Annotated in this window: 26 protein-coding genes; 17 read left to right on the plus strand and 9 right to left on the minus strand. The window is 39.2% G+C overall.

Annotation, left to right across the window (positions count from 1 at the left end):
- Nucleotides 1-14: 14 nt before the first annotated feature.
- Nucleotides 15-1,331 (minus strand): TolC family protein, encoded by a 1,317-nt coding sequence (locus AY601_RS20995; protein WP_068404789.1) that lies wholly within the window; start codon nt 1,329-1,331, stop codon nt 15-17.
- On the minus strand, nt 1,328-1,948 hold the full coding sequence (locus AY601_RS21000) for a TetR/AcrR family transcriptional regulator (protein WP_068404791.1): 621 nt from the start codon (nt 1,946-1,948) through the stop codon (nt 1,328-1,330). The genes AY601_RS20995 and AY601_RS21000 overlap by 4 nt, the downstream gene beginning before the upstream one ends.
- A 174-nt stretch (nt 1,949-2,122) precedes the next feature.
- Between AY601_RS21000 and AY601_RS21005 the strand changes: the two genes are divergently transcribed.
- Together AY601_RS21005 and AY601_RS21010 are read left to right on the plus strand one after the other, a co-directional pair.
- Nucleotides 2,123-2,308, plus strand: coding sequence for a hypothetical protein (locus tag AY601_RS21005; protein WP_232324642.1), 186 nt, complete (start codon nt 2,123-2,125; stop codon nt 2,306-2,308).
- A 52-nt stretch (nt 2,309-2,360) separates the two neighbouring features.
- Complete coding sequence (locus AY601_RS21010) at nt 2,361-2,921, plus strand: DUF2911 domain-containing protein (RefSeq protein WP_068404794.1); 561 nt, start codon at nt 2,361-2,363, stop codon at nt 2,919-2,921.
- A gap of 66 nt (nt 2,922-2,987) precedes the next feature.
- Here AY601_RS21010 and AY601_RS21015 read toward each other — a convergent pair whose 3' ends face one another.
- From AY601_RS21015 to AY601_RS21035, 5 genes are all read right to left on the minus strand, one after another.
- Nucleotides 2,988-3,314: a DMT family transporter gene (locus tag AY601_RS21015; RefSeq protein ID WP_068404797.1), complete on the minus strand. Its 327-nt coding sequence runs from the start codon at nt 3,312-3,314 to the stop codon at nt 2,988-2,990.
- Nucleotides 3,315-3,384: 70 nt separating this feature from the next.
- A complete protein-coding gene (locus AY601_RS21020) occupies nt 3,385-3,951 on the minus strand; it encodes a Crp/Fnr family transcriptional regulator (RefSeq protein WP_084359371.1) in 567 nt (188 codons plus the stop codon).
- A 9-nt stretch (nt 3,952-3,960) separates the two neighbouring features.
- A complete protein-coding gene (locus tag AY601_RS21025) occupies nt 3,961-4,386 on the minus strand; it encodes a hotdog fold thioesterase (protein WP_068404799.1) in 426 nt (141 codons plus the stop codon).
- Complete coding sequence (locus AY601_RS21030) at nt 4,383-4,886, minus strand: DinB family protein (protein WP_068404801.1); 504 nt, start codon at nt 4,884-4,886, stop codon at nt 4,383-4,385. The genes AY601_RS21025 and AY601_RS21030 overlap by 4 nt, the downstream gene beginning before the upstream one ends.
- Nucleotides 4,834-6,081, minus strand: coding sequence for a sensor histidine kinase (locus AY601_RS21035; protein ID WP_068404803.1), 1,248 nt, complete (start codon nt 6,079-6,081; stop codon nt 4,834-4,836). The genes AY601_RS21030 and AY601_RS21035 overlap by 53 nt, the downstream gene beginning before the upstream one ends.
- Nucleotides 6,082-6,170: 89 nt before the next feature.
- Between AY601_RS21035 and gltX the strand changes: the two genes are divergently transcribed.
- From gltX to AY601_RS21075, 8 genes are all read left to right on the plus strand, one after another.
- The gene (gene gltX, locus AY601_RS21040; RefSeq protein WP_068404805.1) at nt 6,171-7,679 is read left to right on the plus strand and encodes a glutamate--tRNA ligase; all 1,509 of its coding nucleotides are present in this window, start codon (nt 6,171-6,173) and stop codon (nt 7,677-7,679) included.
- Between the two features lie 74 nt (nt 7,680-7,753).
- The gene (locus tag AY601_RS21045) at nt 7,754-8,596 is read left to right on the plus strand and encodes a neutral zinc metallopeptidase (RefSeq protein WP_068404807.1); all 843 of its coding nucleotides are present in this window, start codon (nt 7,754-7,756) and stop codon (nt 8,594-8,596) included.
- Between the two features lie 21 nt (nt 8,597-8,617).
- A complete protein-coding gene (locus AY601_RS21050) occupies nt 8,618-9,742 on the plus strand; it encodes a hybrid sensor histidine kinase/response regulator (protein ID WP_068404809.1) in 1,125 nt (374 codons plus the stop codon).
- 15 nt (nt 9,743-9,757) lie between these two features.
- A complete protein-coding gene (locus tag AY601_RS21055) occupies nt 9,758-13,351 on the plus strand; it encodes a response regulator (RefSeq protein ID WP_068404811.1) in 3,594 nt (1,197 codons plus the stop codon).
- Nucleotides 13,352-13,373: 22 nt separating this feature from the next.
- The gene (locus AY601_RS21060) at nt 13,374-13,745 is read left to right on the plus strand and encodes a response regulator (protein WP_068404814.1); all 372 of its coding nucleotides are present in this window, start codon (nt 13,374-13,376) and stop codon (nt 13,743-13,745) included.
- On the plus strand, nt 13,746-14,573 hold the full coding sequence (locus AY601_RS21065) for a CheR family methyltransferase (RefSeq protein ID WP_068404816.1): 828 nt from the start codon (nt 13,746-13,748) through the stop codon (nt 14,571-14,573).
- Entirely contained in the window at nt 14,573-15,136 is a 564-nt protein-coding gene (locus AY601_RS21070; RefSeq protein ID WP_084359373.1) for a chemotaxis protein CheB, read from the plus strand. Before AY601_RS21065 ends, AY601_RS21070 begins: the two co-directional genes overlap by 1 nt.
- A 13-nt stretch (nt 15,137-15,149) precedes the next feature.
- Complete coding sequence (locus AY601_RS21075; RefSeq protein WP_068404820.1) at nt 15,150-15,518, plus strand: response regulator; 369 nt, start codon at nt 15,150-15,152, stop codon at nt 15,516-15,518.
- A gap of 63 nt (nt 15,519-15,581) precedes the next feature.
- On the opposite strand, the gene AY601_RS21080 is transcribed toward AY601_RS21075, so the two are convergent.
- Nucleotides 15,582-17,273 (minus strand): dipeptidyl-peptidase 3 family protein, encoded by a 1,692-nt coding sequence (locus AY601_RS21080; protein ID WP_068404822.1) that lies wholly within the window; start codon nt 17,271-17,273, stop codon nt 15,582-15,584.
- Nucleotides 17,274-17,389: 116 nt separating this feature from the next.
- On the opposite strand from AY601_RS21080, the gene AY601_RS21085 reads away from it, so the two are divergent.
- Nucleotides 17,390-18,220 (plus strand): N-acetylmuramoyl-L-alanine amidase, encoded by an 831-nt coding sequence (locus AY601_RS21085; protein ID WP_068404824.1) that lies wholly within the window; start codon nt 17,390-17,392, stop codon nt 18,218-18,220.
- Nucleotides 18,221-18,313: 93 nt separating this feature from the next.
- Here the strand turns inward: AY601_RS21085 and AY601_RS21090 are convergent, their stop codons facing one another.
- On the minus strand, nt 18,314-19,975 hold the full coding sequence (locus AY601_RS21090) for a glutamine--tRNA ligase/YqeY domain fusion protein (protein WP_068404826.1): 1,662 nt from the start codon (nt 19,973-19,975) through the stop codon (nt 18,314-18,316).
- Nucleotides 19,976-20,054: 79 nt separating this feature from the next.
- Here AY601_RS21090 and AY601_RS21095 point away from each other — a divergent pair, with 79 nt between their 5' ends.
- From AY601_RS21095 to AY601_RS21120, 6 genes are all read left to right on the plus strand, one after another.
- Nucleotides 20,055-20,474: a cobalamin B12-binding domain-containing protein gene (locus tag AY601_RS21095; RefSeq protein ID WP_068404829.1), complete on the plus strand. Its 420-nt coding sequence runs from the start codon at nt 20,055-20,057 to the stop codon at nt 20,472-20,474.
- 2 nt (nt 20,475-20,476) lie between these two features.
- Entirely contained in the window at nt 20,477-21,259 is a 783-nt protein-coding gene (locus AY601_RS21100; protein ID WP_068404831.1) for an enoyl-CoA hydratase/isomerase family protein, read from the plus strand.
- 168 nt (nt 21,260-21,427) lie between these two features.
- On the plus strand, nt 21,428-22,834 hold the full coding sequence (locus AY601_RS21105) for a sigma-54-dependent transcriptional regulator (RefSeq protein ID WP_068404834.1): 1,407 nt from the start codon (nt 21,428-21,430) through the stop codon (nt 22,832-22,834).
- A gap of 213 nt (nt 22,835-23,047) precedes the next feature.
- Nucleotides 23,048-23,314 carry a YtxH domain-containing protein gene (locus AY601_RS21110; protein WP_068404836.1) on the plus strand — a complete coding sequence of 89 codons (267 nt, stop codon included), beginning with the start codon at nt 23,048-23,050 and terminating at the stop codon, nt 23,312-23,314.
- Nucleotides 23,315-23,390: 76 nt separating this feature from the next.
- Entirely contained in the window at nt 23,391-23,771 is a 381-nt protein-coding gene (locus AY601_RS21115; protein ID WP_068404838.1) for a phage holin family protein, read from the plus strand.
- Nucleotides 23,755-24,195 (plus strand): hypothetical protein, encoded by a 441-nt coding sequence (locus AY601_RS21120; RefSeq protein ID WP_068404841.1) that lies wholly within the window; start codon nt 23,755-23,757, stop codon nt 24,193-24,195. Before AY601_RS21115 ends, AY601_RS21120 begins: the two co-directional genes overlap by 17 nt.
- The last annotated feature ends 135 nt before the right edge of the window (nt 24,196-24,330 follow it).

The raw sequence follows: 24,330 nt of genomic DNA on the forward strand, positions 1-24,330 counted from the left end.
GATGGATTATAATATTATTGAGAAATTTTTCCTGTTGATTTTAATAAAGTATAGTAGGCCAGGCCTGCATCAGCTTTTGCAAGCTCTAAATTGATCTTTGCCTGGTATAAAAGGGTTTCAGCATCAATTCTGTCTATTGCAGAGGCTACATTATTTTTATATTTCGATTCCAGTAACCTGTCATTTTCAGTTGCCTGATCGATCGAGGTTTCCAGTACTTTGATTTTGTTTTTAGCCACCTGATAAGTCTGGTAGTTTCTGTTGATTTCCGTTTTTACGTTATCAGATTGAATATCTTTCTGAATACCGATGCTTTTCTGCTGAACTCTTGCTTCTGTTACCTTATGCTTATTAGTCCAAAGTGTACCGATGTTCCACGAAAGGGTAGCACTAGCGGTCATTGGCATGATATAATTATTTGATTTTGGTAACAGACTTCCGTTAGGATTGATGTAGTAAACATCCGCGCCGATACCAAAAGTTGGAGTTGCATTTGCTTTGACTGATTTGATATCAATCTCTGCAACTTTATTTTGTAAGTCCAGTTGTCTTAATTCCTGACGGTAAGCTAATGCCTGATCGATATAAGCGTTTAGTGGAGCAGCGTCTTTCTGACCGGTTGAAGGGTCTGTGATATCAATCTGGGTATCTTCTGGTAAGCCTAAAAGGATGTCCAGGTTGTAATTGATGATCTTACGGTTGCTTTCAATGTCCAGATCGGTCAAAGTAATATTTGCCTGTTGCAGCTGGAATCTCAATACATCGTTTTTAGTCACAATCCCTTGCTCAAAAAAGCGTTGTGATTGTTTCAGCTGACTTGCAACAGAGGCTAAATTTTGTGCCACAACTTTTTTGCTTTGAGCTACCTTATATAAGGAGTAATAAGTATCGATCACTGCATAGGTTACTTCTTCCTGGTTTTTATCTGCATCCAGGCGGGCAACATCAGCCAGTAATTTAGTACTCTCTCTCGCATATCTCATCTTACCACCGCCATAAACCAGTTGTTGTACTGAGGCTGTACCGATAAATGCATCAGCGCGTTTAGGAAGGAATATCGGGCTGCCACCGTCTAAAACCAATTGATTGGCAGGGATTTCTGCATGATTGTACATGACACTTGCTTTGGCTGTAGGAAGAGCATTGTCTTTCGTGACTTCCAGTTTTGCCATTGCTTCTTCAATTTTATTCTGAGAAAGCTTTAGGTTCTTGCTGTTTTCTATCCCTAACTGAATCGCCTCCTGCAGCGTCAGTTTTTTCACGTTCTGTGCATAGAGCATGCCTGGCAGCAGGAGAGCGAAGCAACTCATTTTAATGGTTTGGTGTATCATTTCTGGGGTGTTAAATAGGTGGTGACCAAATCTTGCAGATGTGCGATTAAGCGGTCGGTTAAAATTTCTTTGTCTTTTGGGATGTTAATGTCCAGTGTGGAACCCTGTGTGATTTTATTTGGCATAGTGGCTACACTGGTGATGGTACCCATAATTGATGCCATGAGCATCCGGGTATCTACTTGTCTGAATGATCCGTCAGCCACCCCATTGTTAATGATGTTTTCAATGACCTGCATATTTCCTGTCATCGCGTCTCTTAATTTAAGGCACATTTCGGGACGTTGTGCTAAGGAGATTTCTCTGTACATCATTTTATGAAAGGGGATATCTGAAAGGATTCTATGGGCATATCCTTCAATTACTTTCATTAGTTTCTGCAGCGGGAGGATGGTATCTTCGTCAATACTCAATAACTGGGCTTTGAACCCTTTAATTCTGTCATTGATTACTTCAATAAAGACACCTTCTTTCGAGCCGAAGTAATAATTGATCATGGACATATTTGCCCCTGATTCTTTTGCAATCTGGCGGGTCGAAGTTCCTTCATATCCCAACTCAGAAAACAATTTTTGAGCAGCTATTAATATACTTGTTCTTTTGTCTGGCTTTTCCATTTCTGATTTGATGGGACAAAATTAATCAATCGATTGATTGAATTAGTATAAGAATAGTGATCCTAATCATAATTTACATATTGCTGACAATATAAACGGTCCTTCTTTTTTGATAAAGCGCTGAATTCTTTCTTATTTGAAATAAATCAATACCTTTGGGTCATCAATATTTTAATGATGATTAAAGAAGAAAATAACAAAAGTTTTGATTGGGTTTATTCAGTTTTAGGCCTGGTATGTGGTATTGCTACTGCAGCAGTAATTTCAGGTAGTTTCCTTTGGTCACTATTTGGTGGCGTATTAGGATTGATTATGGGAGCAGTTTTCCTTGGATCAATTGTAAAAGGACGTAAATACTAGTTCACAAACACCTCTCAAGCCAGTTTACAAGTTTATCAACTAAATTTAAAAAATGAAGAAGCTCAATCTGTTAATTGTAATGGCATTATTTGCTTTTACAGTAAATGCGCAAGAAGTTAAGTTCCCGGGGTTAGATACCAGCCCGGCAGATATTGCTTACTTCCCTTTAAATACAACTAAGGTTAAAAAAGGAGAAGATGCTGCTCCGTTGATCAAAGTTATTTATTCAAGACCCGCTGTGAAAGGCCGTGAAATCTTTGGTAAACAGGAGGCTTTTGGAAAAGTATGGAGATTAGGTGCTAACGAAAGTACAGAAATCAGATTTTTCAAACCCGTAGTGATTGGTGGAAAACAAATCCCTGCAGGCGCTTATAGTTTATTTGCTATTCCTGAAAAAGACAAATGGGTAGTAATTATCAATAAACAAACTGATCGCTGGGGTGCATATACTTATGATGAAACGAAAGATGTAGTTAGAGTAACGGTACCAGTTAAGCCTTTAACCACTGTTGTTGAAGCTTTAGCGATTACTTTTACACCAAATGCATCAGGAGCGAATTTGATTATCGGATGGGACAAGACTTCAGTTGAAGTACCAGTAACGATTAAATAAATATTTATTTTCCTCAACTGAGGATATAAAAAAGAGGAAAGTCCAGCGGGCTTTCCTCTTTTTTATTTAATGCGCACTTCCTGCAAAGAATTTCAGGCCAAGGATAGAGCCGATTAAAGTGGCAATAAAAAAGATTCTCCAGAAGTTTGCTGGTTCATCAAAGTATAAAATACCCACGATAACTGTTCCGACAGCTCCGATACCCGTCCATACGGCATAAGCAGTACCCATTGGCAAGGTTTGAGTGGCTTTATTTAAAAAGAAAAAACTTAAAGTGATACAAGCAAAAAATGCTATACTCCATTTAAGGTTAGAGAAGTTATTGGAAAGCTTAAGGCTGGTCGTAAATCCAACCTCGAATAAACCTGCAATAATCAAAATGATCCAGTTCATAATTTAATAATTTGATACAAAAGTACGACCAGCAGCTGGCGTGGCTTTTTACAAATGTTAAAAAATGAACCTATTTGATCTCTGCTCTGATTCTGCTCAGGGTAACTTGTGTGACCCCAAGATAAGAAGCAATATGACCTAAGGGAATTCGCTGAATCAGGAGCGGATCTGTTTGCAATAGATCAATATAGCGTTCTTTAGCAGGCTTAAACAAGCGGCCAATATAACTTTCCTCGGTTTTAATCAAGATAAGCTCTGCCAGTTTTCTGCCCCAGTTGGCCAGTTCCGTATGTGTATTATATAAAGCTTCCAAAGCTTCAGTCTTCAATTCGTAGAGCCGGCAGTTTTCCAGCAGCTCTATACTTTCATAACCAGGTGTATTGTTAATATAGCTATGGTAGGAAAGAATAATATCACCCTCCATGCCAAACCAGAACGTAATCCGGTTGTCTTTGCCATCCACATAAGCACGTGCCACTCCGTTCTCTATGAAATATAAAGCGCGTTCTACCTTTCCGGCCCTGATAATCAGGTGGCCTTTGGGCAGTCCTACTTCCTTCAATTCTTTCAGCAACAGGTTCAAATGCACTTCCTTTAACGGATAAATGCTTTTTATGGAATTCAGGGTATTTTGCAAAACTGTTAATTATCTAGTTTTAGGAATAATAGCAACTGTCAAACGGCTGATACAATTCATTTTTCCCCTGTCATCATAAATCCTGATATCCCAGATATGGGTTTTCGCCCCCTTATGGATCACAGTACAAATTCCGGTAACTTTTCCACTTTTAACGGGACGTAAATGATTGGCGTTGATCTCAAGCCCTACCGCCTGATACAATTCAGGATCTATACACATGAAAGAAGCAATACTGCCCAGAGTCTCTGCAAGTACTACGGAAGCCCCGCCATGCAATATTCCTGCAGGCTGATGCGTACGTTCATCTACAGGCATAGTTGCAGTTACCGAATTCTCACCAATTGCTGTAAATTGGATGTCTAAAAGTCCTCCTAAATGGTTCTTAGGCCTTTCATTAAGCTGATGAGGAGTAAATTCGGTAAACCAGATCATAAATATCTTTCGTTAATGATTTGTGTATGGTGCATTAAATGTCCGGCGATCACATAAAGTAAAGCGCGAACAGAGATTTGTCTTTCGGAAGCTGTTCCACTGCGTTTCAGCTCCTGTTCGTTTAATGATTTGAACAGATACAAGTTCGCTTTTCTCAGCAAACTGAATTCTTCTGCAAAGCTGCTCAGGTCGCGGTCAGAAAAGTGTGCATGCGCAACATAATCATCTTCCTCAAAACCCGGTAAAGCAGTTTGCTCCAGGCGGGAAAAACAGGTTAAGCGGTATACTAAGATTCTTTCGGTATCGATAATATGTCCGGCCATCTCTTTCAGCGTCCATTTACCTGCTGCATAAGCATAATCAGCCTTAGCGGTCAATGTGTTTAAGAAATCTGGAAACTCATCAGCCTGACGTTCTAAGAGTTCAATAATATCGCTATTAACTTTTTCAATGTAAGTCAATGCCCATGCCGGGTATTCGTTTGGTTGAGGTCGGTTCATATTTAATACTGCTTTTTAGGATAATGCGAAATGTGGTTCCTTTGCCTAATTCAGAGTCTTTGACGAAGATCTGACCACTATGATAATTTTCTACAATTCTTTTGGTTAAGGATAGTCCCAATCCCCAGCCTCTTTTCCTTGTGGTATAACCAGGTTGGAAAACGGCATCAAATTTAGATCTCGGAATACCTTTTCCTGTATCTGAAATGTCTATGAATACTTCTTCTTTGGCCAGATGTTCAATAATGTTGACCGTAATGTGCCCTTCATTCTCAATGGCATTGGCTGCATTTTTAAGCAGATTTTCCGTCACCCAGTCAAACAGGGGGATGTTGAGCATAGCACGTACCTGATCGTCGCCGGTAATGGTGAAAATTACTTTATCAGAAGTCCTTAACTGGAAATACTGGATGAAATTACTAATCACAGAATAAACAACATGATCTTCCAGAACAGGTTTCGAGCCAATCTTGGAAAAACGGTCTGTAATCACTTCCAGTCTTTTGAGGTCATTCTCCATTTCAGCAATCAATGGGTCATCTTCGGCATTAAAGCGGGATTTCATGAGCTCTATCCAGGCCATTAATGAAGAAATAGGAGTTCCCAGCTGATGCGCTGTTTCCTTTGCCATCCCCACCCATACCTGATCTTGCTCAGAACGTCTGGCAGAACTGAAAGCCACATAAGCAGTCAGCAAGAACAGGCCGATTACGCCGAGCTGGATAAAAGGGAAATAGCGCAGTTGCGTTAAAATAAAAGAGTCTTTATGATAAATATGCCATATTTTACCATCCAGACCAATAATTGGCGTCCCTGGATGTTGCAATTTCATTTGCCTGAGCTCTCTTTCAAAGTAGGCGGGGTCGTACGTTTTCTTGTACTGTTTTTCTACGCCATAATTTGTCTTTGCAGAGTCCAGGCCCTGGTAAGAATTGATCAGGCCATCCCCATCGGTCATAATTACCGGGAGCTTCGTGTTTTTGGTAATCGTTTCAATCAGATCAGTAAAGCGGTCATCGTCATACATGACTAAAGACTGTTCAGTTACTTTGACATAGAGTTGAAACTGAACTTGTTCTTCGCGCTCCATCTTTTTAACGAAAAAGTCGCTGTAGAACACTGATGCGGCTCCGATTACAATCGCAAAAATAAGGAGGAAGAACTTCCAGCGGCGTTTTTTTTCGTAGGGATTCATAGAATATTCAGGCAAATTACAAAATAGCATTCAAAAAGACATCAATAGAACGGTAAGCGCTTAAAAAATATATCTTTGTGATTCATAATATGGAAAAGAAAGTTAGAGTAAGATTTGCGCCCAGTCCGACAGGGGGCCTTCATTTAGGCGGTGTACGCACGGCTTTATTTAATTATTTATTCGCCAAAAAACACAAGGGTACATTTGTATTGCGTGTTGAGGATACAGATCAGACCCGTTTTGTAGCAGGAGCAGAGGAATATATTGCTTCATGCCTGGCCTGGTGTGGCATTCATCCTGATGAAAGTCCGCAGGTTGGTGGTGAATTTGCTCCTTACCGTCAGAGTGAACGTAAACCCACTTACAAGCAGTATGCTGATCAGCTGATTGCTGATGGATTTGCTTATTATGCTTTTGATACTCCTGAAGAATTAGATGCTAAACGTAAAGAGATTCCTAATTTTCTATACGGCCTGTCTTCCAGAATGAGTATGAGAAATTCATTAACCCTTTCTGAGCAGGAGGTTGATATCCTTTTGAAAAATAATACGCCACATGTTGTCCGCATTAAAATGCCGGCAGATGAACAGGTGTCTTTTATAGATATGATCCGAGGACTGGTTACGTTTGAAACCAATCTTGTAGATGATAAAGTGCTTTTAAAAGCTGATGGAATGCCTACGTATCACCTTGCTGTAGTCGCAGATGACAAAGCAATGGAAATCAGTCATATTTTTAGGGGCGAAGAGTGGTTACCTTCAGCACCAGTTCACATTTTATTATGGAAATACCTGGGCTGGGAAGATGAAATGCCTAACTGGGCACATTTACCGCTCATCTTAAAACCAGATGGAAACGGTAAACTAAGTAAACGTGATGGTGACCGTTTAGGTTTCCCTGTGTATGCTCAGAACTGGACAGATCCTAAAACCGGAGATACGACCAAAGGTTTCAAAGAGCTTGGCTTTATGCCTGAAGCTTTTGTAAACTTACTGGCAATGTTGGGCTGGAATGATGGAACTGATCAGGAGCTTTTCACTATGGCCGAACTTATTGAAAAGTTCTCTGTAGAAAGAATCAGTAAAGCAGGAGCTAAATTTGATTTTGAGAAAGCTAAATGGTATAATCATGAATGGATCAAGCAGACTGATGCTGCTGGTTTGCTGGACATAGTTAAACAGGAGTTTGCTGCCAAAGAAATCATTTTGACGGATGATAATTTTGCTTTGAAAGTGATTGGACTGATCAAAGACAGGTGTAATTTGTTAACTGATTTTGTTGCGCAAAGTGAGTATTTCTTTAACGCACCAGCTTCGTATGATCTGCCTGCGGTGCAAAGTAAATGGACAGCTGAAAAAGCAACCTTCTTTACGGCGTATATTCTGATGCTTGAAGATGGATTAACTGCTTTAGAACTTGAAGATAAATTTAAAGTTTTGGCTGCGGAGCATAGCTTGAAGCCAGGAGAATTAATGTTGCCTTTCCGGATTATGCTGGTTGGTGGAAAATTTGGTCCTGGTGTTTTTGATATTGCAGTAACTTTGGGCGCTGAAAATACTAAGAGCCGTATTATAGCAGCGTTAACAGCTTTTGAATAGGTTCTGGAATTATTTAAATTCAGCACAACAATTTGAACTTAATATTTGTTATAACTGATTAACGCTTAAAAAATATGAAATGGTTCGGTAAGGGTAGTGATAATGTAGAAGACGCTAGAGGCTCCTCTGGAGGAAAAACGTTGTTAGGCGGTGGTATTGGCCTGATTGTCGTACTTGTGGGAATGTTTTTTGGTACTGACCTTACCGGCCTGGTTTCTCAACTGCCTTTGGGCGAAACCCAGCAGGTTGAAGTTAAACAAGGGTCAAATACTGATCCTGAGCTGAAATTTGTGAGTGGAGTACTGGAATCTACGGAGCTGGTTTGGGACGAAGAGTTTAGTAAAATGGGTAAAACTTATGCGCATCCTAAGCTCAGGGTTTTTACTGGGAGCACAGAATCTGCCTGTGGTCGTGCAGGGGCTTCAGTAGGGCCTTTTTATTGTCCCGGAGATCATAAAGTATATATTGACCTTGGTTTCTATACGGAATTAAAGGACCGCTTTGGTGCTGCAGGTGATTTCGCACAGGCTTATGTAGTCGCACACGAAGTGGGCCATCATGTACAGAATTTATTGGGTATATCGGAGAAAGTGGAACGCGCACGTGGTTCCTTATCAAAAACGGAGTACAATAAACTTTCTGTAAAGCTGGAATTACAAGCTGACTTTTTTGCTGGTCTTTGGGCTAACCATGCACAAAAACTTAAGAATTTTGAATTAGATCCAGGAGATCTGGAGGAAGCATTGACTGCTGCAAATGCAATCGGCGACGATAAATTGCAACAACAATCCAGCGGACAGGTTGTGCCTGATGCTTTTACACATGGTACTTCAGCTCAGAGAATGTACTGGTTTAAAAAAGGATTTGAGACCGGGGATATTAACCAGGGAGATACCTTTACTAGTAATCAGCTTTAAAATTATTATTTATTCATCATAATGATCCTAATTGTAGACGATACACCAGAGAATCTTATCTCGTTAAAAAAAGTTCTCGAAAGACACAATTTTGAAGTAGATACAGCTTCCTCGGGAGAAGAAGCTTTGAAAAAAGTCCTTAAAACGGCTTATGTATTAATCATATTAGATGTTCAGATGCCTGGAATGGATGGCTTTGAAGTTGCAGAAGCTATTGCAGGATACAGTAAGGCCAAAGAAACAGCCATTATCTTTTTATCAGCTGCAAATACTGAACTCAGCTTTATCACGAAAGGTTATTCTTCGGGCGGATTGGACTATATCACTAAACCCGTCGATATCAATATCCTGCTTTTAAAAGTAAAAACCTTTTATAGAATCTATGAGCAAAGCCGGAAACTCATAGAAATTCAGAAAACGCTGCTTGAAGAAATAGAATTCCGAAAAAGAGCAGAAAGAAAAAAAGACGAATTTATCAGTATTGCCAGTCATGAGTTAAAAACACCTTTGACCAGTGTGAAGGGATACGTACAATTATTGGAAAGAAGTGTAGATAAAGGTGATATCCCAACGGTAAAAAAACACTTGAAAAAGGCGCAGTTACAATTGGATAAGCTGAGCGACCTGATTGCTGATTTACTTGATATTTCTAAAATTGAAAGTGGCAAACTGAAGTTTAATAAACAATACTTCAATCTGAATACGCTGCTGGATAACATTCTGGAAGTCATCCACCAGTCTAATCCTGAATTTACCATTATAAAAAAGGGGCATGTTCCTGCTGAAATCTTTGCGGATGAAATGCGGATTGAACAGGTCGTGGTGAATTTCCTGACCAATGCCATTAAATATGCTCCGGGAACAACCGAAGTTCATATTAATGTGACCGTTGCAGATGACAGGGTTACGGTAGCGGTGAGAGATTTCGGAATTGGTATTGAGCCAGAACAGCAAAAGAATGTCTTTGATAAATTTTACCGGGTAGAGGAAACATCTATCCATTTCCAGGGCTTAGGGATTGGTTTATATATTTCTGCAGAAATTATCGGTAGACATGGCGGCACAGTAGGTGTAAATAGTATTTTAGGAGAGGGATCTGAATTTTACTTCAATATTCCTTTAATTTCAACCACAGAGACAGCTTAAAAATATTCCCTTTTTATGATCAAAAAAACATTAAAAAAAAACCTGCGCTTTGGACTGGGGTTATCTTTATTATTGCTTTTTATCAGTTCGTTTGCTTCCTATATAAGTATTAGTAACCTGATTAAAAATTCAGATCTGGTTTCTCATAGCAATGCTGTAATCAGGCATACGGATAGTGTTTTATCCGTTTTAAAAGACGCGGAGACCGGACAACGGGGATTTCTGCTCACAGGAGATGAAGTTTTTCTTGAACCTTATAACGGAGCTAAAGCTGGAGCGGTTCTTTTACTGGATACTCTACAGCGTCAAACTACTGATAATGATGCACAACAGGCTAATATCGGTAAATTAAGAGAAATTATTGAAGGCCGTTTGGGTATCCTTGATAAAACTATAGCCATTAAAAGGAAGGGTGGGGCTGTAAGCATTGGTGACCTGCTTACCGGCAAATCTTATATGGATAAAGCCAGGGATGTAATTAAAACTATGCAGGGTGAAGAACAGAGTTTACTGGCCAGGCGTACTGCAAGTCAGAGTAAACTGGCTGATTTTACGCCAATCTTAATCATTTTGGCAGCAATACTGGCTATTTTAATTACCATCTTCTTTTACCGCAGAGTTTCGACAGATTTCGATGCAAGAATAAGATTACAAGAAGAGCTGGAAGCAACGAATAAAGAAGTTGATCGCCGGATTCAGGCGATTCAGGGAATAGCTGCTCAGATTTCCAGTGGAAATTATCAGATCAGACTGGATGAAGCCTCGGAAGATGGTTTAGGAAGATTGGCAGTCTCTCTGAACTCAATGGCAGAATCTTTACAATACTCTTTCTCTTTACTGGCCGACAAAGAATGGTTGCAATCTGGTATTGCAAACCTGAACGATAAAATGGTTGGCGAGAAAAACGTAGAAACGCTGGCTAACGATATTTTAGATAATATTATTCAGCATACCAGTGCACAAGTAGCAGCATTTTATCTTTTAGAAAATGACCGGGAGCTGCATTTGGCTGGAAGTTATGCCTTGCTGGCAGATCGGCAGAAAAGAACGCTGAAAGACGGGGAAGGACTGGTTGGTCAGGTATTAAGATCTGGTAAACAGATTTTGCTGAATGATATTCCTGATGGAGAGCTGACCATTAGTTATGCAGCTGGAAATACAAAACCTAAAAATATTGTTGCAGTACCTATAATCAGGGATAATATTATTGTGGGTGTAATGGAATTTGGCTCTTTGAATACTTTCAGCCAATTGCAGCTTGATTTTTTCAATAACATCGCGACTAATATTGGGGTAGCTGTTCATGTGGCACAAAACCGTAAAAAATTACAAGAATTCCTGGAAGAAACGCAGGCACAGGCAGAAGAATTACAAGCGCAGCACAGTGAACTGGAAGGCCTGAATGCTGAATTAGAAGCACAAACTCAAAAAATACAAACTTCAGAAGAAGAACTTCGGGTACAACAGGAAGAGCTTTTACAAAGTAACCAGGAACTGGAAGAAAGGACGACTTTGCTGGAAGAGAAAAATCAGATGATCCATGAACATAATGTGGAGATTCAGCAAAAATCTGAGCAGCTGGAACAAAGCACAAAGTATAAGTCAGAGTTCCTTGCAAATATGTCTCATGAATTAAGGACACCGCTGAATTCAATTTTGCTGTTGTCTAAATTAATGTCTGATAATGAAGAACTGGATCCGGAATATATTGAATATGCTGAGGTTATTCAGAGTTCGGGGCAAGGCTTACTAGGTTTGATTGACGAAATCCTGGATCTCTCTAAAATCGAAGCAGGGAAGATGAAATTGGAACTGGCAGATATCAGCTTAAATGAAGTGGCTTCAGATATGCGTTCTTTATTTAACCCGATAGCGAAAAACAAGAACCTGGAGTTTAAGATCGAGCAGGAGAGTGCACTACCAATGCTTCATACCGATAAAATGCGTCTGGAACAGATTTTAAAGAATCTATTGTCCAATGCGATTAAGTTTACGGCCAAGGGAAGTGTAATCTTGAATATTCATAGCGATCAGGCAAATAATGCAATGATCTTTAAGGTAACGGATACGGGAATTGGTATTCCTGCAGCTAAACAAGGACTAGTTTTTGAAGCCTTTCAACAGGCCGATGGATCTACCAGGAGGAAATTTGGTGGAACAGGACTTGGACTTTCAATCAGCAGAGAACTGGCTAAGTTATTAGGTGGTGAAATTGAATTGACAAGTGCAGAAAATACGGGTAGTACGTTCACCCTGATTTTACCTATAGACGGTATTGCAGCCGAACTCGAAGAAGAAATTCATGCAATTTACGATTACAGTGACGTTGAGGTTGTTGAAACAACAGGAACAGTATTACCTGAACGCTATACAGTAGACCATATTCCGCAGGAAATTGAAGATGACCGTGCAACTATTGTCAAAGGTGATAAGGTTATCCTGATTATTGAAGATGATACTTCTTTTGCTAAAGCATTGTTAACCTTTACCCGCAAAAGAAATTATAAAGGGATCGTTGCTGTAAGAGGTGATATTGGTATAGAACTGGCTAATCACTTTAATCCCTTAGCGATCTTGCTGGATATACAGCTACCCGTAAAAGATGGATGGCAGGTAATGGAAGAATTGAAAGCAAATCCGAAAACAAGACCTATTCCTGTACATATTATGTCTTCTCTGGAAGTTAAAAAGGAAAGTTTGTTAAAAGGAGCTGTTGACTTTATCAACAAACCTGTCGCATTGGAGCATATGCAGCAGATTTTCCAAAAGCTGGAACATGCTTTAAGCCGTCATCCTAAAAAGGTATTGATTGTAGAAGAAAATCAGCAGCACGCAAAAGCACTAAGCTACTTTTTAAGTAACCATGCCATACAAACTGAGGTCGTGAATAACGTTGCAGAAAGTGTTGACGCATTGCAGCGCAAAGAAGTGGACTGCGTAATCCTGGATATGGGTATTCCTGATAAAAATGCCTACCTGACTTTAGAAACGATTAAAAAAAGCGAAGGATTAGAAAATCTTCCTATTATTATTTTTACGGGGAAAAACCTGTCTCAGGGCGAAGAACGGAGAATTAAGCAGTATGCAGATTCTATTGTGGTGAAAACGGCGCACTCTTATCAGCGTATTCTGGATGAAGCAGGTCTTTTTCTGCATTTGGTAGAAGAGAAATCTATAGAAAGCAGGAACAAGAAATCAACTGAAACTCTGGGGGGGTTGTATGAAGTACTGCACAATAAGACAGTATTGATTGCTGATGACGATGTCAGGAACATCTTTTCCCTCACTAAAGCATTGGAACAGCATAAGATGAAAGTATTAGCAGCAACTGATGGAAAAGAGGCGCTACAGTTACTTAAAGAGAATCCATCGATAGATCTTGTGCTTATGGATATGATGATGCCAGAAATGGACGGATATGAAAGTACCAAAGAAATCCGTAAAATAAGCGCGTTTAAACATTTACCTATTTTAGCTGTTACAGCGAAAGCAATGATGGGAGATAGAGAGAAATGTATCGCTGCAGGTGCATCTGACTATATTTCCAAGCCAGTCGATGTAGACCAGCTGATTTCGTTACTGCGTGTATGGCTTTATGATAAAAACTAAAAAAATCTCCGTCTTTTAAGATATGGAAAAGAACAGAAAAGTATTAATAATAGATGACGATAACAGGAATATCTTTGCGTTAAAAGCAGTGTTAAAATCTAAAGGTTATCAGTGCATTTCGGCCATTGGTGGTGAAGAGGGTTTACAATTGCTGGAAGAACAAAAAGATATTGCAGTAGTACTAATGGACATGATGATGCCTGGAATGGACGGTTATGAAGCGATGGCTATCATGAGTAAAGATCCTGAATTAAAAGAAATCCCTGTCATTGCTGTTACAGCGCAGGCCATGCTTGGAGATAAAGAGCGCTGCCTGAACGCAGGTGCGGTTGGTTATGTATCCAAACCGATTAATGTAGACAGCCTAACCGATTTATTAGTTAAATATATTTAAATGAGCCAGGAATTATCTGTAATTACTGACGAGCAAGTTGAAATCTTGCTGGCAGATTTGCTGGAACATTACGGATATGATTTTACAGGTTATTCCAAAGCGTCTATTAAAAGGAGAATACTCAGGTTGTATTCTCTGGATAAGCAGGTAAGTTTTGCAGAGTTCCGGTACACTATAAATAATGATACTGCTTATTTTAAAAGGTTTGTAGAACAGATCACAGTTAATGTGACCGAGATGTTCAGAGACCCGGGATTTTTCAAGACCTTAAGGGATGTGGTACTTCCTAAGCTTGGAACTTATCCCTTTATAAGAATTTGGCTGGCTGGTTGTTCAACCGGTGAAGAAGCCTATTCTATTTCTATTATTCTGAAAGAGCTGAATTTATTGCACAAATCATTAATTTACGCAACGGATTTAAATCCTGTGGTGCTTGAAAAGGCTGCGCAGGGGATGTTTGCGATGAGTCAAATGAAACAATATTCAGAGAATTATATTTTATCGGGTGGTGCAAAAGATTTTTCGAGTTACTATACTGCGAATTATTCTCTGGCAAAGTTCAGCGAGGATCTGAAAAGCAGGTTGATCTTTTCTACACACAATCTGGTTTCCGATCACTCTTTTAATGAATTTCAGCTAATTCTATGTCGTAATGTCCTGATTTATTTTGACAGGGATTTACAACATAAAGTTTTGAATCTTTTTGACGAAAGTCTGGAGGGGCTTGGTTATCTTGCTTTAGGAAGTAAGGAAACATTGGATTTTTCCCCGCTCTCAAAAAATTACAAGCGGGTTCCCGCAGAAAAAATCTGGAGGAAAGTAGGTTAATGAAAGCCTGTGAAGCATTAATTATAGGAGGCTCAGCCGGAAGCCTGGATGTACTGCTGAAAGTACTGCCAGGACTCAGCGCTGCACTTAGTTTTCCTATCATTATTGTAGTGCACAGAAAACATGGAGCAGATTCACTGCTACCAGAATTACTTTCAGGAAGAACCAGCCTGATTGTGAAAGAAATTGATGAAAAAGAACCTATCCTGGCGGGCACAATTTATGTTGCGCCGTCCGATTATCATACATTGATCGAAAAAGACAAAAGTTTTTCACTCGATTATTCAGAAAAAATAAATTATTCCCGTCCGGCAATAGACGCTACTTTTCAAACGGCTGCTGAAGTTTACAGAACTAAATTAGTGTGTTTATTGCTCTCAGGATCTAATTCTGACGGCGTAAACGGGTTAATCAGTGTAAAAGCCTGGGGTGGAATTACTGCAATTCAGGACCCCGCTACAGCCCAGGTTTCCTACATGCCGCAGCAAGCTGCAATTCATGCTAAAATAGATTACACTTTACGCATTGAAGATATGACAGAATTCATAAATTTGTTGTCCTAATCTATACTCTTAAATGGCCGAACAAAAAAAAGTATTCATTTTTGACGATAATACCGACATACTTGAATTATGTACCTTTATTCTGGAAGACGCAGGTTATGAAATCAAAACCTCTTCTACTTCGAATAATATCATAGAACAGGTTATGGCCTATATTCCGGATATTATCTTTATGGATAACTGGTTACCTGACGTGGGTGGTATTGATGCCACCAGAGCGTTAAAAAGTGATGAAAAACTAAAGAATATTCCGGTTATCTATTTTTCTGCCAACAATGATGTAATGTCTCTGGCAGATCAGGCAGGTGCAGACGGTTATCTTTCAAAACCTTTTGATATTCAGGAATTGGAGAATATCATTTTGAAACACCTTCCTGCCTAAACTCCCACATAAAAAAGGCCATCATACTTTTGAGCATGATGGCCTTTTTTATGTGGGATAAACTTATTTTACGCCTAATACGTCAACTCCCTGTTCAAATATAATATCAACTGGAATCCCTTTTTTGCTTAACCTGTCTAAGTCTGCTTGTAATTCAGGACTGATCACTGCATAGGTTTTCTGTACTTTCTCTACTGCAGCCTTGTCACCATTCCCCTGCAGCGTAAGGATTACGTTGCTCAGGTCATTCATCGCAGTCTGGAATTTCGTGAAGTCTACTTTATAAGTTCCGTTTGCTGTTCTTACAAATGCACCTTTCTCCTTAAAGAAATTGAAGCACTGCATATTTGCTTTACCGTGTGCACTTGAAGCACCAAATCTTACTGAACGCAGCAAGCCAGCCATAAACGTGGTATAGTAGGCTTTAATATCACCCGTTAATTCACCTTTTTTCAACAGGCCAGTAACCATATAAAGGCCCAGAATATCTGCTTTTCCTTCTTCCAGCCATCCAGATTGCTCTTTAAGTGCTTCTTTTACGAAACCTTTACCAGTAACTGTATTTTTGATACCCAGGCCATGTGCTACTTCATGAAACATGACATTGGCAAAGAATGAATCAAAATTGATGTATTGCTGCTGATCTTTATCAATCAGTTCTGCTGCAATCGGAACCAGGATCTTATCGAATTTAGCTTTCATTGCATTCTTCAATTGTGACCTGCGTGTACCCTTTTTCTGTTGAATTACTTCATCATTCGGTAAATTAACTGCGATTGTTTTAGAGCCTGAATTACAATCGCCAGCATAATAAACTACATCATAAGCGTTTAATTCGGAATCTGTACCCGGTTTTTCTTTTTTATATTTCTCAGCTACCGGAAGTCCTTTTTGTAATTCTGGCAGCATACTTACATATTTTGCCAAACGCTTGCTCCATACCTTATCTTTCACTAAAACATAGGCTTCATAAGAAGTACGTGCATTGAACATTTTATCTTCGTAATTCTCAATAGGGCCGATAATGATATCCAGGATATTGGTTTTCATATCTAACCATGCATAATCACTCGCATTAAAATTATCATTCATCAATGCATCTGCTCTAAGGTTCAGGTATTTTTTAAAACCTGCATCTTCTGTCATTAATGCAGCTTGTTTTAATAAACTGGAAGCTCTTTGAAGTTCTGAGGCATAGATTACATGGTAAGGAACACTGACCAGTTTTCCTGTCGAATCCTTTTGAATTACCGAATATGCGTTGAATTTATCTTTTAAGGTAGATTTTTCCAGGTCTGCTTTAGTCATCCCGGCAGGATAAAAGGAAGCACCTTCTGGTTTGGCCCCAATGCCGGCAATAAATGGTTTATCACCATTCAGTCTGTCCCATGGGCCATAATTTATTTTAATAAACTCTTTGGTTTTTTCATCTTTCAGGCTTGCAAGCAGGCTGTCACGCTGCGGATAAGCCTGTTTCCAGAACAATTCATCCATGATCTGGGCTGCCTGAATCAGCAGCGGAAGTATTTTTCGCTCATTCGCACTCAGTACATTCAGATTAGTCGTTAATTTAACCGTTTCATAAATATCCAGTCTGTTGTGTACATATTCCTGTAAACTGTCTTTGACTGCACTTGGTTTCTCTGTTGTTGTCGTTGTAGCTGTCTTGGTTCCCGATGTGTTAGTACAGGATCCTATGCCTGCAATGATCGAGCATCCTGCTAAAAATAAGGCTGCTTTGGTAGTTTTGTTCATGGTAATTTTTTATAACGCAACTAAATTAGGAAAAATAATAAGCCGGGCATAAACATTAGTGTATTCTAACGCATTTATGTAAATATTAGTAATTTCACCGTTTATAATTACCTATGATGAGACAAATCCCTTTAAGTAAAAATATTTTACTGTTATGTATCCCCCTGTTTTTCCTTGCGGCCTGTTCAACGAACAAATACGCAGCGACCAATAAAATCTATAAGACCCAGGCCAAAGGGTTTGGTGATATCCTGACAGCTATGCCTCCGGTGAATCAGAATATTGAGACGCTTCCAGCTGATCAGCAGTCCTTTGTAGGATCTGTAAACTTTGGTATCCGTAAGCCTAATTTTATTATTATCCACCATACAGCGATGACCTCTACGGAGGGAACAATCAGGGCTTTTATCAAGAAGGAGACGCAAACCAGTGCGCATTATATTGTAGGAAGAGATGGCAAAGTCGTGCAAATGGTGAATGATTACCTCCGTGCAAACCATGCTGGTGTTGCTAAATGGGGAAATGAATACGATCTGAACTCTTGTTCTTTGGGCATTGAATTGGATAACAATGGAAATGAACCTTATTCTGAGGCACAAATGAACAGCCTGATTGCATTGTTAACCTCACTGAAGAAGAAATACAATATACCAACTTCAAATATCATAGGGCACTCTGATATTGCACCAAAGCGTAAGATTGATCCTAATAAGTTTCCATGGAAACAGCTTGCCGACAGAGGTTTTGGTTTATGGTATGATGCTGTTCTGCAAATTCCCCCTGTAGAATTTGATCCGGCTATCGCGCTGCGTATTATTGGTTATGATGTAAGTAATCTGCCAGCGGCAATTGTTGCCTTTAAACGTCACTTTGTACAGGTAGATATCACTCCGGTATTAACTGATGGTGATAAAATGATCTTATATAATCTTTATCAAAAATACTAACGGTCTTTTTGGATATAAAAACCCCTGCCCTTAGACTAACCCCAAATTGTCTAACTTTTTCGGGCATATCTAAGGGCAGGGGTTTTTTGAATTTTATTTTTTCGCTTTCGCCCAGGCGTCTTTCAAACCAACAGTTTGATTGAAAACCAGGTGATCTGCTGTTGAATCTTTATCCAGGCAATAGTATCCTTTACGGATAAACTGATATCTTGATTCCAGATCAGCACCAGCAAGATAAGGCTCTATATAAGCTTCCTTAATAACTTTTACGCTATCAGGGTGCAGGTAGTCTTTGAAATCACCTTCTTCGCTGTCAGGAGATTCTACCGAGAATAAACGGTCATAAACTCTGATTTCAGCAGTTTTAGCATGTTTTGTACTTACCCAGTGAATAGTCCCTTTCACATGGATTTCGCTGGTATCCTCACCGCTTTTAGACTCAGGAATATAAGTACAGTGAATTTCAGTAACGTTTCCATCTGCATCTTTTTTGAAGTCTTCACATTTCACAATGTAAGCGTTCTTTAATCTTACCATTGCTCCAGGAGCTAATCTGAACCATTTTTTTGCAGGTTCTTCCATAAAGTCTTCTCTTTCGATCCAAAGTTCATTGCTGAAAGGAATCTCTCTTAAACCGCCTTTATCTTCAGCTTCAGGGTTATTCTCCCCAATCAGGATTTCTTCTTTACCTTCAGGGTAGTTTGTAATCACTAATTTAATAGGATCAAGAACTGCCATTACACGGTTTGCTGTTTTATTTAAATGTTCACGAACACAGAATTCCAATAAGCTCAGTTCAATCAGGTTTTCTCTTTTCGCAATTCCGATTCTTTCGCAGAATTCGCGGATACTTTCTGGTGTATAACCTCTTCTTCTAAGGCCGCTGATCGTAGGCATGCGTGGGTCATCCCACCCAGTCACTACACCTTCATTCACCAATTGTAATAGCTTACGTTTACTCATTACTGTATAAGTAAGGTTTAAACGTGCAAACTCGTACTGGTGTGAAGGGAAAATGCCCAGTTGTGCAATAAACCAGTCATACAACTCCCGGTGAGAAACATATTCAAGTGTACAGATAGAATGTGTAATCTCCTCAATACTGTCACTCTGACCATGTGCAAAGTCGTACATTGGATAAATACACCATTTGTTGCCTGTACGGTGATGCGCTGCATGCTTGATACGGTAAATAATCGGATCACGCATCAGCATATTAGGACTTGACATATCGATTTTAGCCCGCAGGATACAAGCTCCGTCTTCCAGTTCACCAGCTTTCATGCTGCTGAACAAAGCCAGATTTTCTTCAACACTGCGGCTGCGGTATGGGCTGTCAGTACCAGGTTCTGTTGGCGTGCCTTTAAGGGCAGCAATTTCTTCTGCATTACCATGATCTACATAAGCAAGACCATTTTCTATCAGCTTAACGGCAAAATCATATAGCGTATCAAAATAATCTGAAGTATATAATTCATGTTTCCATTCAAAACCTAACCACCTGATGTCTGCCTGCTGGCTGTCTACGTATTCGGTTTTTTCGGTCACAGGATTTGTATCATCAAATCTCAGGTTGGTATAACCACCATATTTCTGGGTTAATCCGAAATTCAGGCAGATTGCCTTAGCATGACCAATATGTAAATACCCATTAGGTTCAGGTGGAAAACGTGTAACTAAAGTTTTGTACTTTCCACTATTTAAATCGTTTTCAATGATCTCTTCAATAAAGTTCAATGATCTTTCCTCACTCATAAAAACTGTAAATTTATATTCAAAGTTAATATAAAAGAGCTAATTTACTTACATTTACGATGGATTATCGGTATAATTTATGAGCAAAACATTAAATAGGCCTATTCGTATTTTAGTAGCCAAAGTTGGCTTGGATGGTCATGACCGCGGAGCAAAAGTGATCGCAACATCTTTACGTGATGCAGGTATGGAAGTGATTTATACAGGTTTACGGCAGACACCTGAGATGGTGGTCAATACCGCGCTGCAAGAAGACGTAGACGCGATCGGTGTTTCCATCCTATCGGGTGCACATATGACCGTTTTCCCTAAAATTGTGGAGTTTATGAAACAAAAGAAGCTAACCAATGTATTATTAACGGGTGGCGGGATAATCCCTGAATCAGATATGGAAAAGCTCAAAGAGATTGGAGTGGGAGAATTATTTGCACCTGGAACAACAATGGTGACTATCGTCGATTATATCCGTGACTGGGCTAACGAAAACAGAAACTTTTAAATATGAGCTATCAGAATATACTATCAGAGGTTAAAGCAAATATACTTTACATAACAATTAACCGTGAATCTAAGTTAAATGCCCTGAACAAGCAAACGTTGGCTGAGCTGGCAGATGTAATCTCTTTTGCAGCAAAAACAGAAGAAGTAAGAGGCGTACTTTTAACAGGTGCTGGTGAAAAAGCATTTGTTGCGGGAGCAGATATCTCAGAATTTTCAGCTTATAGTACCGAACAAGGTGAAGATTTGGCCAGAAGCGGGCAAGTGAATGTTTTTGATGCCATAGAAAACAGTACGAAGCCTTTTGTAGCTGCAATTAATGGATTTGCTTTAGGCGGAGGATTGGAACTGGCTATGGCTTGCCATATCCGTGTTGCTGCCGATACTGCTAAAATGGGCTTACCAGAAGTTACTTTAGGCTTGATTCCTGGTTATGGTGGAACACAAAGATTAACCAGATTAGTCGGAAAAGGCAGAGCAGCAGAGTTGATTACTACAGCCGATATGATTACTGCTGAAAGAGCAGAGAAAATTGGGTTGATCAATCACGTAGTACCTCAAACAGAGTTGATTGGCAAGGCCGAAGAGATCCTTAACAAAATTAAACAGCGTGCACCCCTTGCTATTGCAGCAGCAATAAGAGCTGTGAATGCCGCTGTAAATGAGGGCGTAAACGGTTTTGAAGTCGAAATTGATGAGTTCGGTAAATGTTTTGGTACACAAGACTTTAAAGAGGGCACAGGTGCTTTTCTGGAAAAAAGGCGTGCAGATTTCAAAGGTCGCTAACTAACTCGTTTTAAATGGTTTAAATTTTGATGAAAGGTAATGTTAAGCCATTTTCGGGGATAAGTATGCGATTAAGGGGAATATAAATATATAAGTGTAGAAAATATTTCCCATATAAAATATTTCTTTATATTTATCATCGAATAAGTTTAGAATTTGTTGCCAGATATGAAAAGGATACTAATAGTAGATGATGAAATTAATATAGGTTTATTACTGTCAAAATTCTTAACCAGAAATGGGTTTAGTGTGAATACTGCGACCAGTGGCGTTTCTGCACAAGACTATCTGAGTAAAGATCAGTATGATCTTGTATTATGTGACTACAGGCTGGAAGATACCGATGGAAAGGAAATGCTCATTAAAATTAAAGAGAATTATCCGCAAACCGGTGTGATTATTATTACTGGCTATTCAGATATCAAACTTGCTGTTGAACTGATTAAATTAGGGGCTTACGACTACATTACCAAGCCTTTATATCCGGATGAAATCTTAAACACTATAAATAAAGCTATCGATACACAGATAGCATTAAATGATACTACTGCCGAAGGTGTGAGATCTGAGGTGCAAAAAGCAAAGACTTCAAAGCCTGTTTATAACCAGGTAGAGAACTTTGTCGCGGGGCAGAGCCAGGCTTCAAAAGAGCTGTTAAAACAAATTCAATTAGTTGCACCAACATCTTATAGTGTAATTCTTACCGGTGAAAGTGGTACAGGAAAAGAGTCTGTAGCAAAGGCTATTCACTTGAACAGTCCAAGAAGAGATAACCCTTTTGTGGCAATGGATTGTGGTTCATTAACAAAAGAATTGGCAGGAAGCGAGTTCTTTGGACACGAAAAGGGATCTTTCACTGGGGCATTAAATACAAAAATAGGCCATTTCGAGATGGCGAATGGGGGTACACTTTTTCTGGATGAAGTAGGAAACTTATCTTATGATTTACAGGCTGCCTTACTGAGAACGGTTCAGGAAAGAAAAATTAAGCGTATTGGTAGCACAAAAGAGATTGATCTTGATGTCCGCATTATTGTAGCTACAAATGAAAACCTGGCTACAGCGATTCAAAGAGGACGTTTTAGAGAAGATTTATACCATCGTTTTAACGAATTCGCAATCAACCTTCCGCCATTGAGTATGAGGGGGAAAGATATTATGATCTTTGCAAAGACCTTCCTTGACTTCGCTAATGAAGAACTGGGCAGAAATGTACTGGGCTTTTCTAAGGATGTGGAAGAGTGTTTCCTAAGCTATAACTGGCCGGGAAATGTAAGAGAGCTGAAGAATGTGGTGCGAAGAGCAACCTTACTGACAGAATCTGATGAAATTCAGCTTAAAGCATTACCACTGGAGATTTCTACAGATGCCAAGGTAACGGCCATCGAAAATACGATTCACAGAAATCATGAAAAGTCAAGGGACTTGAAAAATGCAGCTTCAGAAGCAGAATATGAGGCGATCCTGAAGGTGCTTCGTGAGGTGAATTTTAATAAGACAAAGGCCGCAAAGATTTTAAATATAGACAGGAAAACCCTTTATAATAAAATGAAGGCAATCAACCTGGATACCTAGTCAACTCCTATCTTCGTGTTAACTTAATGAAGGACGGTGTTGTACATTGTTTCCTTCGGTTCATCTTTTGTACCCGGCCGGGAAATTTCTATTCTGTTAAATTCTCAGAAAGATTAAAACAATTCCGGGGCTGAAGAGTTATAACAAATAATATCACCTTATTATCAATTACATCGCTACAAAATCAATTATTAAAACATAAAAATTAAAGTCATGAACGATAACTCAAAAGTATTAATTGGATTATTAACGGGTTTGGCTGCAGGTGCAGCATTAGGATTGCTGTTTGCGCCTGAAAAAGGAAGTGAGACTCGCGACCGTTTAAATCAGTCACTAAAAGACCTTGGTGATGCAATAAAAGAGAGAGCAGCAGATGAGATTGATCATTTGACTGGCTTGAAAGATAAAGTAGTAAGTTCTGTAAAAAGTAAATTGCATGAAGCTGAAGAAGAATTTGTAGATGACGCGGAACACGCTTAAACAATATTCTTATTAATGAGTTATTATAAGTAGTTCTGCAGGTTTATGATCAGAACAAGCTAAAGTTTAATTACCAATGGAGGAGAAGAAAGAAAAGAATATTGAGGAGCTATTTTCAGAGGCTAAAACCTATGTAGATACCCGGATAGAATACGCACGGCTGGTGTTGATTAAAAGGTCTGCCAAAGTATTTGCTGACCTGATTACTAACGCTATTGTGGGTATTTGCTTTGTATTGGCCTTTATTTTAGGGACGGTTACACTTGCGCTGTTCTTATCTACACTTTTTGCCAGTTATACGGCTGGTTTTGGTTGCGTTGCACTGCTTTATCTGTTTTTAGCGATTATAGTGTATGTAACTAAAGAAAAATTCATTGAGAAGGCTATTGTCAACTTCACGATCAGAAAATTTTTTAAAAAACTACAGGAGGACGAAGAAGATGAGCAAAAAGTATGAAATTAATAACCTGCAGGATCTGAACGTCAGACTGATTAGTCTTAAAGTTGATTATAAGATGCAGGAGGAGATAATTAAGGATGATGTTAAGATTTATCTTAAACAGTTTACTTTTGGTAGCCTGATTAAGAAATATGCAACGCCATCTGCATTTTTAAAGGTTGATGATAAGCTGAATATCAGTAGCAAACTGATGTCTATGGCATTGCCTATCCTCATGAATAGTACACTGTTTAAAGGCTCAGGTTTTATTACAAAGGCATTGGTAGGATTAGCGACAAGTAAGGTCGGTAAAACGCTGGATGCGGAACATATTTCTGCGATATTTAATACGGTGAAGGGTTTGTTCACTGGTAAAAAGAAAAAGGAAAAAGCACCGGGGTTCGTGGATTACGGGATTCCTCCGGATAGTGAGGCCTATTAAATAAACCATACAGCCGGTTTCGCTTGGTCTTATACTGGTTTTTACTTTATAAAAAGATTTAACGGTAGTGTTTACACAAAGGAATTATCAAGCTTATAAGGGGAAGCAGGCTTTTGAGATCCTGGCTAATATATT

It is taken from the genome of Pedobacter cryoconitis (genome assembly GCF_001590605.1).
GTDB classification, from domain to species: Bacteria; Bacteroidota; Bacteroidia; order Sphingobacteriales; family Sphingobacteriaceae; genus Pedobacter; species Pedobacter cryoconitis_A.